General features: G+C 72.9%; 9 protein-coding genes and 1 pseudogene. 4 read left to right on the top strand and 6 right to left on the bottom strand.

Going from position 1 to position 14,298, the window contains the following annotated elements:
- Positions 1-51: 51 nt before the first annotated feature.
- The 3 genes from B072_RS0119535 to B072_RS0119525 all read right to left on the bottom strand — a co-directional run bounded on the left by B072_RS0119535 (position 52) and on the right by B072_RS0119525 (position 3,679).
- Entirely contained in the window at positions 52-2,280 is a 2,229-nt protein-coding gene (locus B072_RS0119535) for a heavy metal translocating P-type ATPase (RefSeq protein ID WP_018531660.1), read from the bottom strand.
- A gap of 66 nt (positions 2,281-2,346) precedes the next feature.
- The gene (locus B072_RS0119530; RefSeq protein WP_018531659.1) at positions 2,347-2,658 is read right to left on the bottom strand and encodes a heavy-metal-associated domain-containing protein; all 312 of its coding nucleotides are present in this window, start codon (positions 2,656-2,658) and stop codon (positions 2,347-2,349) included.
- 76 nt (positions 2,659-2,734) lie between these two features.
- Positions 2,735-3,679: a PrsW family intramembrane metalloprotease gene (locus B072_RS0119525; RefSeq protein ID WP_018531658.1), complete on the bottom strand. Its 945-nt coding sequence runs from the start codon at positions 3,677-3,679 to the stop codon at positions 2,735-2,737.
- A gap of 87 nt (positions 3,680-3,766) precedes the next feature.
- On the opposite strand from B072_RS0119525, the gene B072_RS0119520 reads away from it, so the two are divergent.
- The 3 genes from B072_RS0119520 (at position 3,767) to B072_RS0119510 (ending at position 10,367) form a co-directional block, all read left to right on the top strand.
- Positions 3,767-4,984 (top strand): cation:proton antiporter, encoded by a 1,218-nt coding sequence (locus B072_RS0119520; protein WP_018531657.1) that lies wholly within the window; start codon positions 3,767-3,769, stop codon positions 4,982-4,984.
- Between the two features lie 55 nt (positions 4,985-5,039).
- The gene (locus B072_RS0119515; protein WP_018531656.1) at positions 5,040-6,077 is read left to right on the top strand and encodes an alcohol dehydrogenase catalytic domain-containing protein; all 1,038 of its coding nucleotides are present in this window, start codon (positions 5,040-5,042) and stop codon (positions 6,075-6,077) included.
- A gap of 654 nt (positions 6,078-6,731) precedes the next feature.
- Positions 6,732-10,367 (top strand): ABC transporter ATP-binding protein, encoded by a 3,636-nt coding sequence (locus B072_RS0119510; RefSeq protein WP_018531655.1) that lies wholly within the window; start codon positions 6,732-6,734, stop codon positions 10,365-10,367.
- Positions 10,368-10,429: 62 nt separating this feature from the next.
- Here B072_RS0119510 and B072_RS0119505 read toward each other — a convergent pair whose 3' ends face one another.
- From B072_RS0119505 to B072_RS0119495, 3 genes are all read right to left on the bottom strand, one after another.
- Positions 10,430-10,627, bottom strand: coding sequence for a helix-turn-helix transcriptional regulator (locus B072_RS0119505; protein ID WP_018531654.1), 198 nt, complete (start codon positions 10,625-10,627; stop codon positions 10,430-10,432).
- 327 nt (positions 10,628-10,954) lie between these two features.
- Positions 10,955-12,016 carry a helix-turn-helix domain-containing protein gene (locus B072_RS43540; protein ID WP_078506489.1) on the bottom strand — a complete coding sequence of 354 codons (1,062 nt, stop codon included), beginning with the start codon at positions 12,014-12,016 and terminating at the stop codon, positions 10,955-10,957.
- A gap of 12 nt (positions 12,017-12,028) precedes the next feature.
- Positions 12,029-12,931 (bottom strand): sugar phosphate isomerase/epimerase family protein, encoded by a 903-nt coding sequence (locus B072_RS0119495; protein WP_018531652.1) that lies wholly within the window; start codon positions 12,929-12,931, stop codon positions 12,029-12,031.
- 125 nt (positions 12,932-13,056) lie between these two features.
- Between B072_RS0119495 and iolC the strand changes: the two are divergent.
- Positions 13,057-14,013: pseudogene (iolC, locus tag B072_RS43535) on the top strand (5-dehydro-2-deoxygluconokinase); the annotation flags it as partial.
- Between the last annotated feature and the right edge of the window lie 285 nt (positions 14,014-14,298).

Below are 14,298 nucleotides of genomic sequence, written 5' to 3'. Positions count from 1 at the left end.
GTGGGAGTACTGCAATTGTGCCGTGTGGATTGTGTGGAGGTCCAGGCGTAACTAGGTGAACTTGCGAAGCCGAAGACTGTTTGTGACCACAAAGACGGACGAGAAGGCCATAGCGGCACCCGCGATCATCGGATTCAGCAGCCCGGCGGCGGCCAGCGGCAGGGCGGCGAGGTTGTAGCCGAAGGCCCAGCAGAGGTTGCCCTTGATCGTGGCGAGGGTGCGCCGGGAGAGCCGGATCGCGTCGGCGGCGACCCGCAGATCGCCGCGGACGAGCGTCAGGTCGCCGGCCTCGATCGCCGCGTCCGTGCCGGTGCCCATGGCGAGCCCCAGGTCGGCGGTGGCCAGTGCGGCCGCGTCGTTCACGCCGTCGCCGACCATCGCGACGCTGCGCCCCTCGGACCGCAGGCGCTCGATCACGGCGACCTTGTCCTCGGGCAGGACCTCGGCGATGACGTCGTTGGGGGCGATGCCCACCGCCCGGGCCACCGACTCGGCCGCGGGGCGGTTGTCGCCGGTGAGCAGGAGCGGGGTCAGGCCCAGGGCGCGCAGCTCGGTCACCGCCCGGGCGCTGGTGTCCTTGACGGTGTCCGTGACGGTCAGGACGCCGCGTGCCGTGCCGTCCCAGGCGACGGTGACGGCGGTGCCGCCCGTCGCCTCGGCGGCACGCAGTGCCTCGGCCAGGTCGGTCGGGAGCGGGATCCCGGCGTCGGCGAGGAGGCGCTCGCGGCCGACGAGGACGGGGTGTCCCTCGACCGTGCCGCGGACCCCGAGGCCGGGGACGTTCACGAAATCCTCGGCCCGGGGCAGGTCGCCCGCCCGGTCGGCGGCGGCCGTGGCGACGGCGCGGGCCACCGGGTGCTCGGAGGCGTGCTCCAGGGCGCCCGCGAGGCGCAGGAGGTCCTTCTCGTCCACGCCGACGGCCGGGTGCGCGGCGGCGAGCGTCATGCGGCCCGTGGTCACCGTGCCGGTCTTGTCGAGGACGACCGTGTCGACGGCGCGCGTCGACTCCAGGACCTCCGGGCCCCTGATGAGGATGCCGAGCTGGGCGCCGCGGCCCGTACCGACCATGAGCGCGGTGGGTGTGGCGAGGCCGAGGGCGCACGGGCAGGCGATGATCAGCACGGCCACGGCCGCGGTGAACGCCGCCGTGGTGTCGCCGGTGGCCAGCTGCCAGGCGAGCAGCGTGCCGAGCGCGATGAGCAGGACCACCGGGACGAAGACGGCCGAGATGCGGTCGGCCAGGCGCTGCACCTGGGCCTTGCCGGTCTGTGCCTCCTCGACGAGCTTCGCCATCCGGGCGAGTTGGGTGTCGGCGCCGACGCGGGTGGCCTCCACGACGATGCGGCCGCCCGCGTTCACGGTCGCGCCGGTGACGCCGTCCCCGGCGCTCACGTCGACGGGGAGCGCCTCGCCGGTGAGCAGGGAGGCGTCGACCGCGCTCGTGCCCTCGACGATCGTGCCGTCCGTGGCGATCTTCTCCCCGGGGCGTACGACGAAGCGGTCGCCGGCCCGCAACCGGTCGGCGGGGACGCGCACTTCGGTGCCGGCGGGAGTGAGCAGGGCGACGTCCTTGGCCCCGAGTTCGAGCAGGGAGCGCAGGGCGGCGCCCGCGCTCCGCTTGGCCCGGGCCTCCAGGTAGCGGCCCGCGAGGATGAAGGTGACGACGCCCGAGGCCACTTCCAGGTAGAGGTGCGTGTCGTTCGTGCCGGGGGACAGCGCCCACAGGGACCAGCCGTAGGCGGCGAGCGTGCCGAGCGAGACCAGGGTGTCCATCGTCGCCGCGGCGTGCCGGGCGTTCGTCCAGGCGGCACGGTGGAACGGGGCTCCGCCCCAGAGCACGACCGGGGTGGCCAGGGCGAGGGCGAGCCATCTCCAGCCGGGGAACTGGAGGGGCGGGATCATCGACAGCAGGATCACGGGGACCGTGAGGATCGCCGACGCGGTCAGCCGGTGGCGCAGGGGCGCGAGGTCGTCGCGGTCCTGCCGCGGCGCCGGGGCGTCGGCCTCGGGGCTCCGGCCCTCGATCGCCGGAGGGGCCTGGGAGGCCGGGGGCGCTTGGACCAGCTGGTCCGCCGTGTAGCCGAGCTTGGTGATCGTGGAGATCAGGTCGGCCGGAGTGATGTCGGCCGGGTACGAGACCTTCGCCTTCTCCGTGGCCAGGTTGACCGTCGCCGTCACGCCCTCGATGCGGTTGAGCTTCTTCTCGATGCGGGCGGAGCAGGAGGCGCAGGTCATGCCGCCGATGGCGAGGTCGATCTCGGTGGGGGTGGTGTCCGTCATGGTGCGTCGAGCCTATGAGGGGCGGGGCCGGGGTGATGCCCCGGCCCCGCAGGGGCGTACGGGTGCTCAGGCCCGGCCGGTGAGCTCGTAGCCCGCCTCGTCGACCGCGGCGCGGACCGCCTCCTCGTCGAGCGGGGCGGCGGAGACGACGGTGACCTGGCCGGTGGCGGCGACCGCCTTGACCGACGAGACGCCCGCGAGCTCGGAGATCTCGCTCGACACCGCGCCCTCGCAGTGCCCGCAGCTCATGCCCTTCACCTGGTAGACGGTGGTGACGGCGCCCTCGGCGGCGGGGGTGCCGTCCGTGTGGCAGGCGCCGCCGCAGCAGGAGCCGGCCGACTCGGTACCGATCTGGGGGAGCTCGGTGTGGGCGCTCATGTCGTTCTCCTAGGGGGCGTGGAGTAGTGGGTGCCGAGTACCCCCGGCATCTCCTGACGCGCTCGACTCTATACCCCTAGGGGGTATTTTTCCAAGACGGGTCGCGGCGCGCGAGGGAGCGCACCCAGGCGAGGCCGAGCAGCGAGATCAGGATGAGACCGCCGACCGAGAAGAGGGTGAAGAGGTGCTTCTGGGCGTCGGTCGGCTCGGGGATGTAGCCCTGGGCGAAGAGCGCGCGGTCCAGGCCGCTGGTGGTCAGGCGGGCCACCAGCCAGATGGCGATGCCGTGCATCGAGTCCCACAGGGCGTGCAGCAGGGAGACGCCGAGGTAGGTGAGGATCACCGGGGCCGTGAAGCGGTAGCGGCCGTTCGGCCTGCGGAAGGAGAGGAGCACCGCGCCGGAGATCGCCGTCCACAGACCGTGGCCGAACGGGGCCAGCAGGCCGCGCAGGACCTCCGTCTCCAGGAGGGAGCGCAGGTCGATGCCCTTCATGGTGACCGCGGCGTTGAAGGCGTAGCCCGCGCTCTCGAACGCGGCGAAGCCGAAGCCGACCGTGGCGCCCAGGATCAGTCCCGCGCGCAGGCCGCTGATGCGCGGATGGCGATGAAGGACGTACATGAGGGCGAGCAGCTTGACCGCTTCCTCGATCAGGCCGACGGCGACGAACATCCACACCGACGGGTGGACGAGGTAGTACTCCATCACCGAGGCGCCGAGCACGCCGAGGATGCCGCCGACCAGGAAGCAGCCCAGGATCAGGTTCACGCCCAGGTCGCGGCCGTGTCGCTCGTACGCCCACAGGACGAAGGTCGCCGGCACGAGGAAGCTGCCGAGCATGATGAGGGTGGGCAGAAGAGTGGTGTTCTTGGTGGCGTAGGTGACGATCGCCGTCAGGACCCAGAGGGCCAGGCCGCCCCACAGGCAGCGCTTCCAGAGGCCCGGGCGGATCTGCGGTCCCGGGGGTGGGGGCTGCTGGGGGATGCGGGCCTGCGGTGCCCCGGAGGGCTGGGATTGCGTCACGGCGGTTCCCTCTGACTTCCCTTTAACTGGCGGCGGCTGTGCGGCGGTTATGGGTGATTTGTCGGAAGTTTATGGTAGACACCCGCTATGTCGCAGTCCGGGACGCTCATTCTGATCATGGTCATCGCGGTCCTCGCACCGCTGTTGGCCTACGGCGCGGGGCGCTGGCTGCCCGTTCCGCTCGTCATCTTCGAGATCGTGCTGGGCATCGTGGTCGGGCCCGATGTGCTGGGCTGGGCCTCCAGCCACGGGGAGAGCATCGACGCCCTGTCCGACCTCGGGCTCGCCATGCTGATCTTTCTCGCCGGGTACGAGATCGAGTTCGACAAGATCCGCGGTGACACCCTCAAACGGTCCGCCTGGGCGTGGATCGTCGCGCTCGTCGTGGGCCTCGGTCTCGCCATCGCGCTCGCCGACTGGTCGTACCCGAAGGGCGTGTACGTGGGAACCGCCCTCACCAGCACCGCGCTCGGCACGATCCTGCCCGTGCTGCGCGACTCCGGGGACCTGCACTCGCGGTTCGGCGACGTGATGATGGCGTTCGGCGCGGTGGGGGAGTTCGGGCCGATCATCGCGATGGCGCTGCTGCTCAGCGGACGCTCGCCGCTCGACTCGGCGCTGCTGCTGCTCGCCTTCGCCGCGATCACCGCGTTCGCCGTGGTCTGGGCGATGCGGCCGCGCCCGCCGTGGTTCTCGCGGGTCATCGCCAAGACCCTGCACAGCAGCGGGCAGTTCGCGGTGCGGCTCGTGGTGCTGCTGCTCGCCCTGATGCTCGGGGCCTCGCAGGCGCTCGGTGTGGACACGCTGCTCGGGGCGTTCGCCGCGGGGATGATCGTCCGGCTCGTGCTGCACGGGGCCGCGCCCGACAGCGCGCACGAGGTCGTGGCGAAGGTCGAGGCGATGGGCTTCGGCTTCCTGGTGCCCATCTTCTTCATCGTCACCGGGATCGACTTCGACCTGCGGTCGCTGCTCGACGGGGGCAAGGCGCTGGTGCTGCTGCCGGTCTTCCTGGTGCTGTTCCTGGTGGTGCGCGGGGTGCCGGTCTACTTCTTCGCGCCCGACGACCTGGGCGGGCGCGACCGGACCGCCCTCACCTTCTTCTCCTCGACCGCGCTGCCGCTCGTCGTCGCCATCACCACCATCGGCGTCGAGGACGGGGCGCTGCCCACCGACGAGGCGGCCGCGCTCGTCGGCGCCGCGATGGTGTCCGTGCTCGTCTTCCCGCTGATCGCGCTGAAGCTGCGGGCCGGCAAGGGGGCGCGGGCGCTGCCGCAGGGGCCGGTGAAGGGGGCCGAGTCGTGGTGAGTCGGCTCCCTTAGCGTGGGGCGGAGATCATCGGTGGAGCGGGAAGGGGTGGCGCATGCGTGCGGTTGTCTTCGAGCGGTTCGGTGAACCGGCCGAGGTGCGGGAGGTGCCCGATCCGGTGGCCGCGCCGCACGGGGCGGTCGTCCGGGTGGCGGCCACGGGGGTGTGCCGCAGCGACTGGCACGGGTGGATGGGGCACGACCCCGACATCGTGCTCCCGCATGTACCCGGGCACGAACTCGCCGGTGTTGTCGCCGAGTTGGGTGACGACGTGCGGGGATGGAGCGTCGGGGACCGGGTGACCGTGCCGTTCGTGTGCGCCTGCGGGCGGTGCGCGGCGTGCGCGGCGGGGGACCAGCAGGTGTGCGAGCGGCAGACGCAGCCGGGGTTCACGCACTGGGGATCCTTCGCGGAGTACGTGGCCCTGGACCATGCCGACGTGAACCTGGTGGCGGTGCCGGAGGGCATGGAGTTCACCACCGCGGCCGGGCTCGGATGCCGGTTCGCCACCGCGTACCGGGCCGTGGTGCAGCAGGGGCGGATCGCGGCCGGGGAGTTCGTGGCCGTGCACGGGTGCGGGGGTGTCGGGCTGTCCGCCGTGATGATCGCCGCGGCGGCCGGGGCGCGGGTGGTGGCGGTGGACGTGTCGGCCGGGGCGCTGGAACTGGCCAGGGAGTTCGGTGCCGTGGAGTGCGTCGACGCCGGGGCGGTGGGGGATGTCGCGGCGGCGGTGCGGGAGGTGACCGGCGGCGGGGCGCATCTGTCGCTCGACGCGCTCGGGGCGGCGGTGACGTGCGCGGCGTCCGTGGGGTCGCTGCGGCGGCGGGGGCGGCATGTGCAGGTGGGGTTGTTGCCGGAGGATCCGGTGGTGCCGATGGGGCGGGCGGTGGCTCTGGAGCTGGAGCTGATCGGGAGCCATGGGATGGCCGCGCATGCGTATCCGGGGATGCTGGAGTTGGTGCGGGGTGGGGTGGTGCGGCCCGACTTGCTGGTGACGTCGGTGATCGGGCTGGAGGGCGCGGCGGGGGCGCTCGCCGCTATGGGGTCGGCTCGGGGGGCCGGGGTGACGGTGGTCGAGCCGTTCGCGCCGTAGGGGGTGCGGTTCGGTGCCGGGTGCGCGTGGGTGGTGGCTGGTCGCGTAGTTCCTCGCGCCCCTGAAAGACGGCTGCTNGCCGTGGTGGGGGCTGGTTTGTCGCCTGGTGCGGGTGGGTGGTGGCTGGTCGCGTAGTTCCTCGCGCCCCTGAAAGACGGCTGCTNGCCGTGGTGGGGGCTGGTTTGTCGCCTGGTGCGGGTGGGTGGTGGCTGGTCGCGTAGTTCCTCGCGCCCCTGAAAGACGGCTGCTTGCCGTGGTGGGGGCTGGTTTGTCGCCTGGTGCGGGTGGGTGGTGGCTGGTCGCGCAGTTCCTCGCGCCCCTTGAGCGCCGTAACTCCGTCCCGCCGTCGCTGCCTGCTGGTGCGTCGTGGTTGCTCGCGCAGTTCCCCGCGCCCCTGAAGCGAGCTTCGCTCGCCCCGGGGAGGCTGCGCGGAGCGCATGCCTTCAGGGGCGCGGGGAACTGCGCGACCAGCCACGACGGCGCCGCAGTCGCACAACCAGCGCACCGGCAGACGCGCAGGCGAAAGGGGCGCGGGGAACTGCGCGAGCAACCCCCACCCACCCGCGCCCGGCGACGAAAACCAGTTGCCCCGAATGCGTGGTGCTGCCAGATTGCTTCGGTTTGGCGGGGCGGAACGGTGAAGGGGATGGCGCGATGTCGGGCGGGAGCGGGGAGAAACACGCGGGGCAGGGCTGGCTGCACCGGTTCGCCGGGATGTGCTGGTCACGACCCCGCGCCGTCGTGCTCGCCTGCCTCGGCGCCATGGCCGGAGTACTGCTCACCACCGCCGCCCCACTGATCATCCGCCGGGTCGTCGACGACGTCATCGTCGCCCGCCGGGAGTCCGCGACACCCTGGCTCGCGCTGCTGCTGGCCGTCGCCGTCGCCCAGTTCGGCGCCTCCTGGACGCGCCGCTGGTGGGCCGGTGCGGTGCAGTGGGGCGTCGAGCGCGACCTGCGCCTGCTGCTGCACGGCGCCATCCAGAAGATCGACGGGCGCCGGCTCGACCGGCTGCGCTCCGGGGACGTACTCAGCCGTGCCGTCAACGACGTCGCCGTGGTGCGCGACCTCACCGGCATGCTCCCGCTCCTGGCGCAGAACGGCCTGACGCTGCTGCTCACCCTCGCCGTGATGTTCGTCCTCTCGCCGCTCCTCGCCTGCGTCGCCCTCGCGGTCGTGCCCCCGATGGCGCTGCTCGCCCGGCACTCCCGGGACCGGACGTACCCCGCGGACCGGGCCGTCCAGGAGCGCACGGGGGAGACCTCCGAGGCCGTCGAGTCCAACGTCGCGGGCGTCCGCGTCGTCAAGGGCTTCGCCCAGGAGGACGCCGAGACCGACCGCTACGTCGGCCTGGCCCGGCGCCTGTTCGCCGCCCGGGTCCACCGCCGCTACATCGCCGCCCGCTACGCGGGACTGCTCGGCGAACTGCTCCCGGGCGCCGCCCGGTTCGGGGTCGTGCTGCTCGGCGGCCGGCTCGCCGTGCGCGGCGACATCACCCTCGGCACCTTCGTCGCCTTCACCACCTACCTGGCCGCGATGATGGGCCCGGTCCGCATGCTCTCCACCATGGTCGGCAAGGCCCAGGAGGCCCGTTCCGGACTCGTCCGGATCTTTGAACTCGCCGATGCGGACGTAGAGGTGAGGGAGTGTCAGAAGCCCGTCGCGCTCGGGTCCGGGGCGCTCGCCGTCGCGTTCGACGGGGTGACCTTCGCCCACGTGCCCGGCGCCGCACCGGCCCTCGACGGGCTCGACCTCACCATCGCCCCGGGGGAGACCCTCGCCCTGGTCGGCGGCTCCGGCTCCGGCAAGTCCACGGTCGGCGCACTCCTCGCCAGGCTGTACGACGCCGACGCGGGCGCCGTCCGGGTCGGCCCCGCCGACGCGCTCACCGATGTACGCGAACTGGGGCTCGACACACTGCGCGGCGCCGTCGGCATCGCCTTCGAGGAGAGCCTGCTGTTCTCCGAGAGCGTGCGCGACACCATCCGCTTCGGCCGGCCCGACGCCACCGACGCCGAGGTGCGCGCCGCCGCGGAGGCCGCGCACGCAGACGGCTTCGTCCGCGCCCTGCCCGACGGCTACGACACCGTCCTCGGCGCCCAGGGCCTGTCTCTCTCGGGCGGGCAGCGCCAACGCCTCGCGCTGGCAAGGGTGTTGCTCGCCGACCCGCGCGTCCTCGTCCTCGACGACGCCACCTCCGCCGTGGACCCCAAGGTCGAGGCCGCCATCCACGGCTCGCTGCGCGCCCGGCTGGCCGGGCGCACCGTGCTGCTCGTCGCGCACCGCCGCTCCACGCTCCGCCTCGCCGACCGCATCGCCGTCCTGGAGGCCGGCCGCGTCCTCGACACCGGCACCCACGACGAGCTGACCGCCCGCTGCCCGCGCTACCGCGAGCTGATCCTGGGGGAGTTGGCGGAGCGGCCCGACCTCGACGTTCCCGTGCCGACGTCGGCGGAGCGCTCCGGGCAAGCCGTCGAAGAGAACGACGGCGTGCCCGACCGCGTCCCGGACGTCGACGAGGACCGCGCCCGCGCCGCCGACCCCGACTTCACCCTGCGCAGGCTGCTGCGCCCCTACCGCGCCCGGCTGCTCGCCATCGGCGCGCTCCTCGTCGCCGACACCGCGCTGCTGATGCTCGCCCCCCGGCTGGTCAGCGCCGCCGTCGACATGGGCGTACGGCGTGGCGACGGCCTCGCCCTCACCGTCGTCGCGTGCGCCCTGCTGGCCACCACCGTCGCCAACTGGGCCGTGTTCACCGTGGAGATGAGGGCCATCGCCCGCACCGGCGAGCGGATCCTGTACGAGCTGCGGATCAAGATGTTCGCGCATCTGCAGCGGCTCGGCCTCGACTACTTCGAGCGGGAGTCCGGCGGCGCGGCCGTGACCCGGATGGTCAGTGACGTCGCCGCGATCGGGGACTTCCTGCAGAACGCGCTGCTCGACTCCGCCGTCAGCGCCATGCTGCTGGCCGGAGTGCTGGCGATGATGCTCGCCCTCGACCCCGCCCTGACCCTCGCGGTCCTCACCGTCGCGCCCGTGCTCGCCGTCGCCTGCTGGTGGTACGCGCGCCTCTCCAAGCGCCAGTACGACCGCGCCCGCACCCAGCTCGGGGAGGTCAACAACGCGTTCCAGGAGGCCATCGACGGGGTGCGGGTGACACAGGCGTACCGCAGGCAGGGCCGCAGCGCCGCCCGCTTCCGGGTGCTCGCCGAGGAGCAGCGGGCCCTGCAGATGGGATCCCAGCGGTACTTGGCGTGGTTCTTCTCCACCGTGGAGTTCCTCTCCGACGCCACCACCGCCCTCATCCTCGGCGTCGGTGCCTGGCGGGTCGCGGACGGCGCGGCCTCCACCGGGACCGTCGTCGCCTTCCTGCTCTACGTCGGCCTCGTCTTCGGCCCGATCCGCAACGCCTCGCAGCTCCTCGACAGCTACCAGCGGGCCCGCGTCGGCCTCGGCCGCTGCCGCGAACTGCTGCGCGAGCGGCCCACCGTCACCGAACCGCACCGCCCGCAGCCGCTGCCCGCCTTCGGCAGCGGCGGGCGGATGCGCGGCGAGGTGGTCCTGCGCGATCTGCACTACGCGTACGACGGCGGCGCCGAGCGGGCGCTCGACGGCATCAGCGCGCGGATCGGCCCCGGCGAGACGGTCGCCGTCGTCGGCACCACGGGCGCGGGCAAGTCGACCCTGCTCAAGCTGGTCGCGCGGATGTACCTGCCGACCCGGGGCGCCGTCGAGGTCGACTCCGTGGACCTGCGCGAGATGGACGGCACCGCCTACCGCAGCCGCATCGGGCTCGTGCCGCAGGAGGCCTACCTGTTCGGCGGGACGGTGCGCGACGCCATCGCGTACGGCCGTCCCGGCGCCTCCGACTCCGAGGTGTACGCGGCGGCCGGGGAGGTCGGCGCCGACCGGATGATCGCGGGTCTGCGGGGCGGCTACGGGCACCGGCTCGCCGAGCGCGGCCGGAACCTCTCCGCGGGCCAGCGCCAGCTGATCGCCCTGGCCAGGGCCCGGCTGGTCCGCCCCGACCTGATGCTGCTCGACGAGGCGACCGCGTCGCTCGACCTGGCCACCGAGGCGGCGGTGGGACGCGCGGTGGAGGCCGCGACGGCCGCGCCCACCACGATCGTCGTCGCCCACCGCCTGACGACCGCGGCCCGGGCGGACCGCATCCTCGTCCTGGAGGGCGGCCGGCTCGTGGAGGACGGCCCGCACGACACGCTCGTCGCGGCCGGTGGCCCCTACGCCGCGCTCTGGTCCGCGTACGACGACGGCGTGGTCCCCGCCTAGCGACGCACGGGAGCCGGGACCCCGGGTGGCAATCCGGGGGCCCGGCTCCTCGGCGGTCGCGCTCAGTCTCTGCGACCGCGGTTTCCCGGGCGGGACTCCACCCACGCCCGCACGGTGTCCGCGTACCAGTACGGCTTGCCGCTCTCCACGTGGTCCGGCGGGGGCAGCAGACCGTGCTTGCGGTACGAGCGCACGGTGTCGGGCTGGACGCGGATGTGCGCGGCGATCTCCTTGTACGACCAGAGCCTGCGGTCGGCCATCAGTGGCTCCCTTCCCTGGCGGGTGTCGCTCGGCGGCTCGGGGGTGGCCGCCGGTGATCACTCACCCTGTGCCCGGAGAACGACGTGCACAGAGTGGAAGGGAGGGCCTGTGGGACGCCTGTGACGCAGAACCCGCGTAGGGCTGACATGCGTGACAGTAAAGGGGCGTTTGTGACGTGAGTGATGCAAAGGGGGCGCGCCGAGAGCGCATGTACCGGCGCAAAGAGGGGCAGCGCGGTGGGCCGGGCCTGCTGCGCCAGACCCGGCCCACCGTCCCCCGCATCCCCCCGGCCGCGTGGCCACGCGGCCCGAGGGGACAAGGGTGCCTCAGTGGTGACCGCCGGTCTTGGAGTAATGCGCACTGCCCGGGCGGGGCGCGCGCCGCAGGACCAGGCTCGTCGCCTCCCCGGCGAGCCGGTCGGTGCCGGGCGGCCCGCCCGGGTCGACGCGGACCCCGCGCGCGAGGAAGAACTCGCGCGGCGTGCACCCCGTCAGCGCCTTGAACTCGCCGCTCAGATGCGCCTGGTCGTAGTAGCCGCAGGCCGCGGCCGTCTCGGCCTGGGTGGAGCCGGCGCACAGCAGCCGCCGGGCGCGCTGCAGCCGCAGCACCCGGGCCGCGGCCTTCGGGCTGAGGCCGATCTGCTCGCGGAACCGGTTCTCCAGGTGCCGTACGCTCCAGCCGACCTGATCGGCGATCCGGGTCACCGGGATCGCGCCGCCGCTGTGGGTGAGCGTGTACCAGGCCTGCACGGTGCCGCGCGCCGCGTGCGGTCCCGACTCCAGCCAGCGTTCCAACGTGGCGTCCAGCCATCGGAATCGGACCCGCCAGGACGGCAACTCACCCAACTCATGAGCCAGTTGTGCGACCGCGGCGGAGGGGAGCGCTCCCAGCTCGTCGGGGTGCACCTTCCAGCCGGACAGTTCGTGCAGCGGCGTACCGAAGACCGAGAACGCGGCCCACGGGGTCAACAGCACCTCCACACCCGCCAGATGGCCGTCGTGCTCGCCGAGGACCGGGGTGGTCGACATGCCGGAGAGGACGGAGGACAGCTCGGCCGTACGCAGCCCGGCCGGACGGGCGGCCTCCCCGTTCGCCCGGTGTTCCCCGCTCCTTCCGCCTTTCGCGCCCACGCCCACCCAGCCGCCGGTCGCCTCCGTGATGCGGATCGAGCCGTGGAAGCCGAGCATCAGCGTCACCGCGCCGATCGGCGCCTCCAGGCGGGCGCGCGGCTCCGGGAGGGCGAGCCGGAAACCGCGGTAGCCGATCACCCCCGGACGCAGCCGCGGGTGCGCCCGGGCGGACGCGGTCTCCCAGGTGCCGTCGGGGCAGCGCGCGGGGCGGATGGCGGACCGTGCGGGGCTCGGTGCGCGAGGGGCACGAGAACTCATCCGCCGATGGTGCTACACGCCGCACGACCTGAGATAGCCCCGGGTGCGACGGGCGATCGGCAGCGGCCGTTCCGGTTCGCACGGGTACATGTCCTGCTCGACGATCGCGAAGAGGTCGACGCCGAGGCGCCCGGCCGCGGCGAGGACCGGCTCCAACTCCGGCACGCCGCGCGGGGGTTCGCACATCACGCCCTGTGCGACGGCCGGCCCGAAGGGGGTCCCCTGAGCGCGGACGTCGGCGAGGACGGCCGGGTCCACCTGCTTGAGGTGCAGATAGCCGATGCGCTCCCCGTACGTCTCGATCAGCTTCACGTTGTCGCCGCCGCAGTACGCGTAGTGCCCGGTGTCCAGGCAGAGCGAGACCAGTGCCGGGTCGGTGGCGTCGAGGAAGCGGGTGACGTTCTCCTCGGTGTCGATGTGGGTGTCGGCGTGCGGGTGGACGACGACCTGGAGGCCGTACCGGTCGCCGACCTCGCGCGCGAGCCGCTCCGTCTGGCCGGCCAGCTGCCTCCACTGCTCGGCGGTGAGCGTGGAGTCCTCGAGGACCTGCCCCGTCTTGTCGTCGCGCCAGAAGGACGGGATGACGACGAGATGGCGGGCGCCCATGGCCTGGGTGAGCGCGGCGATGGAGGAGACGTGCTCCCAGGTCTTCTCCCACACGGCCGGGCCGTGGTGCAGGCCGGTGAAGACGGTGCCGGCGGAGACCTTCAGGCCGCGCCGCCCGGTCTCCTCCGTCAGGACCCGCGGATCCGTCGGCAGATATCCGTACGGGCCGAGCTCGATCCACTCGTAACCGGACTCGGCGACCTCGTCGAGAAACCGCTGCCAGGGGACTTGTCGCGGGTCGTCGGGGAACCAGACGCCCCAGGAGTCGGGTGCCGAGCCGATGCGGATGCGCTGTGACAACGTCGTCATGGAATCAGCCTTCGGCCTCCGGGGAAGAGTGTCAAGCCTTGGTCCGAATGTCAGGACAAACTGTTGACAGGGGGCGGAGAGCGCGACTAGACCGGTGCTACCGACCGCTGTCGAAGGGATCCCGCATGGCCCGCACCGAGCTCGACCTGATCACGATGGGGCGGATCGGGGTGGACCTTTATCCGCTGCAGGCCAATGTGGGCCTCGCGGACGTGTCCTCCTTCGGCAAGTTCCTCGGCGGTTCCTCGACGAACGTGGCCGTCGCGGCGTCCCGACTCGGCCTGCGCACCGCCACCATCAGCCGGACCGGGCGCGACCCGTTCGGCGACTATCTCCGTTCCCAGCTGCGGGAGTTCGGGGTCGACGAGCGCTGGGTGACGCCGGTCGACGGGCTGCCCACACCCGTCACCTTCTGCGAGATCTTCCCGCCGGACGACTTCCCGCTCTACTTCTACCGTCAGCCCACGGCGCCGGACCTGGAGATCGCGGCGGAGGAACTCGACCTGGACGCGATCGGCGCGGCCCGGATCTTCTGGACGACCGGTACGGGGCTGAGCGCCGAGCCCAGCCGCGGTGCCACGCTGGCGGCCCTCGCGCACCGTTCGGGGGTCGAGCACACGGTGTTCGACCTCGACTGGCGGCCTATGTTCTGGGCGGCTCCCGAGGAGGCGCGCCCCTTCTACCGGGAGGCGCTGCGGCACGCCACGGTCGCCGTCGGCAACATCGACGAGGTCGAGATCGCCACGGGGGAGCGTGAACCGGTCGCCGCCGCACGGAAGTTGCTGTCGTACGGGGTGCGGCTCGCAGTGGTGAAACAGGGGCCCCGGGGGGTGCTGGCGATGACCTCCGGCGGGGAGTCGGTCGAGGTCCCGCCGCTGCCCGTCGAGGTGCTGAACGGGCTCGGGGCCGGGGACGCGTTCGGCGGCGCGCTGTGCCGTGGGCTGCTCGCCGGGTGGGACCTGGAGCGGGTCATGCGGTACGCGAACGCGGCCGGGGCGATCGTGGCGTCCCGTCTTGAGTGCTCTTCGGCGATGCCGCGAGCGGACGAGGTGGAGGCGGCGATCTCGACTGGGCGGGTGGTCGGGGATCGCCGCGATGTCGATTCCCGGGTGGTCGGGGGGAGTCGTGACGTTGAGTCTCTCGTCGTCGACGGCGGGCCGGTGGGGGTTGAGCGCGCAGTTCCCCGCGCCCCTGATGGGGCTCTGCAAAATCAAGCCCCTCCGGCGATTGAGGAGCGGGGTTCGGGGCGGAGCCCCGGGGTGCCGGGGGGATGGGATCTTCGGGGGCTGGCGAGAGTGCGGGCCGAACGACCGGAGGCGGTCGCCGAGGCCGCCGCCAGACGGACGCGCCGCGCACTGCTGCCCGCA

Source organism: Streptomyces sp. HmicA12, assembly GCF_000373565.1.
Classification (GTDB): domain Bacteria; phylum Actinomycetota; class Actinomycetes; order Streptomycetales; family Streptomycetaceae; genus Streptomyces.
The sequence above is the reverse complement of the archived record's forward strand: the minus strand, read 5'-3'. Positions and strand labels throughout refer to the sequence as shown.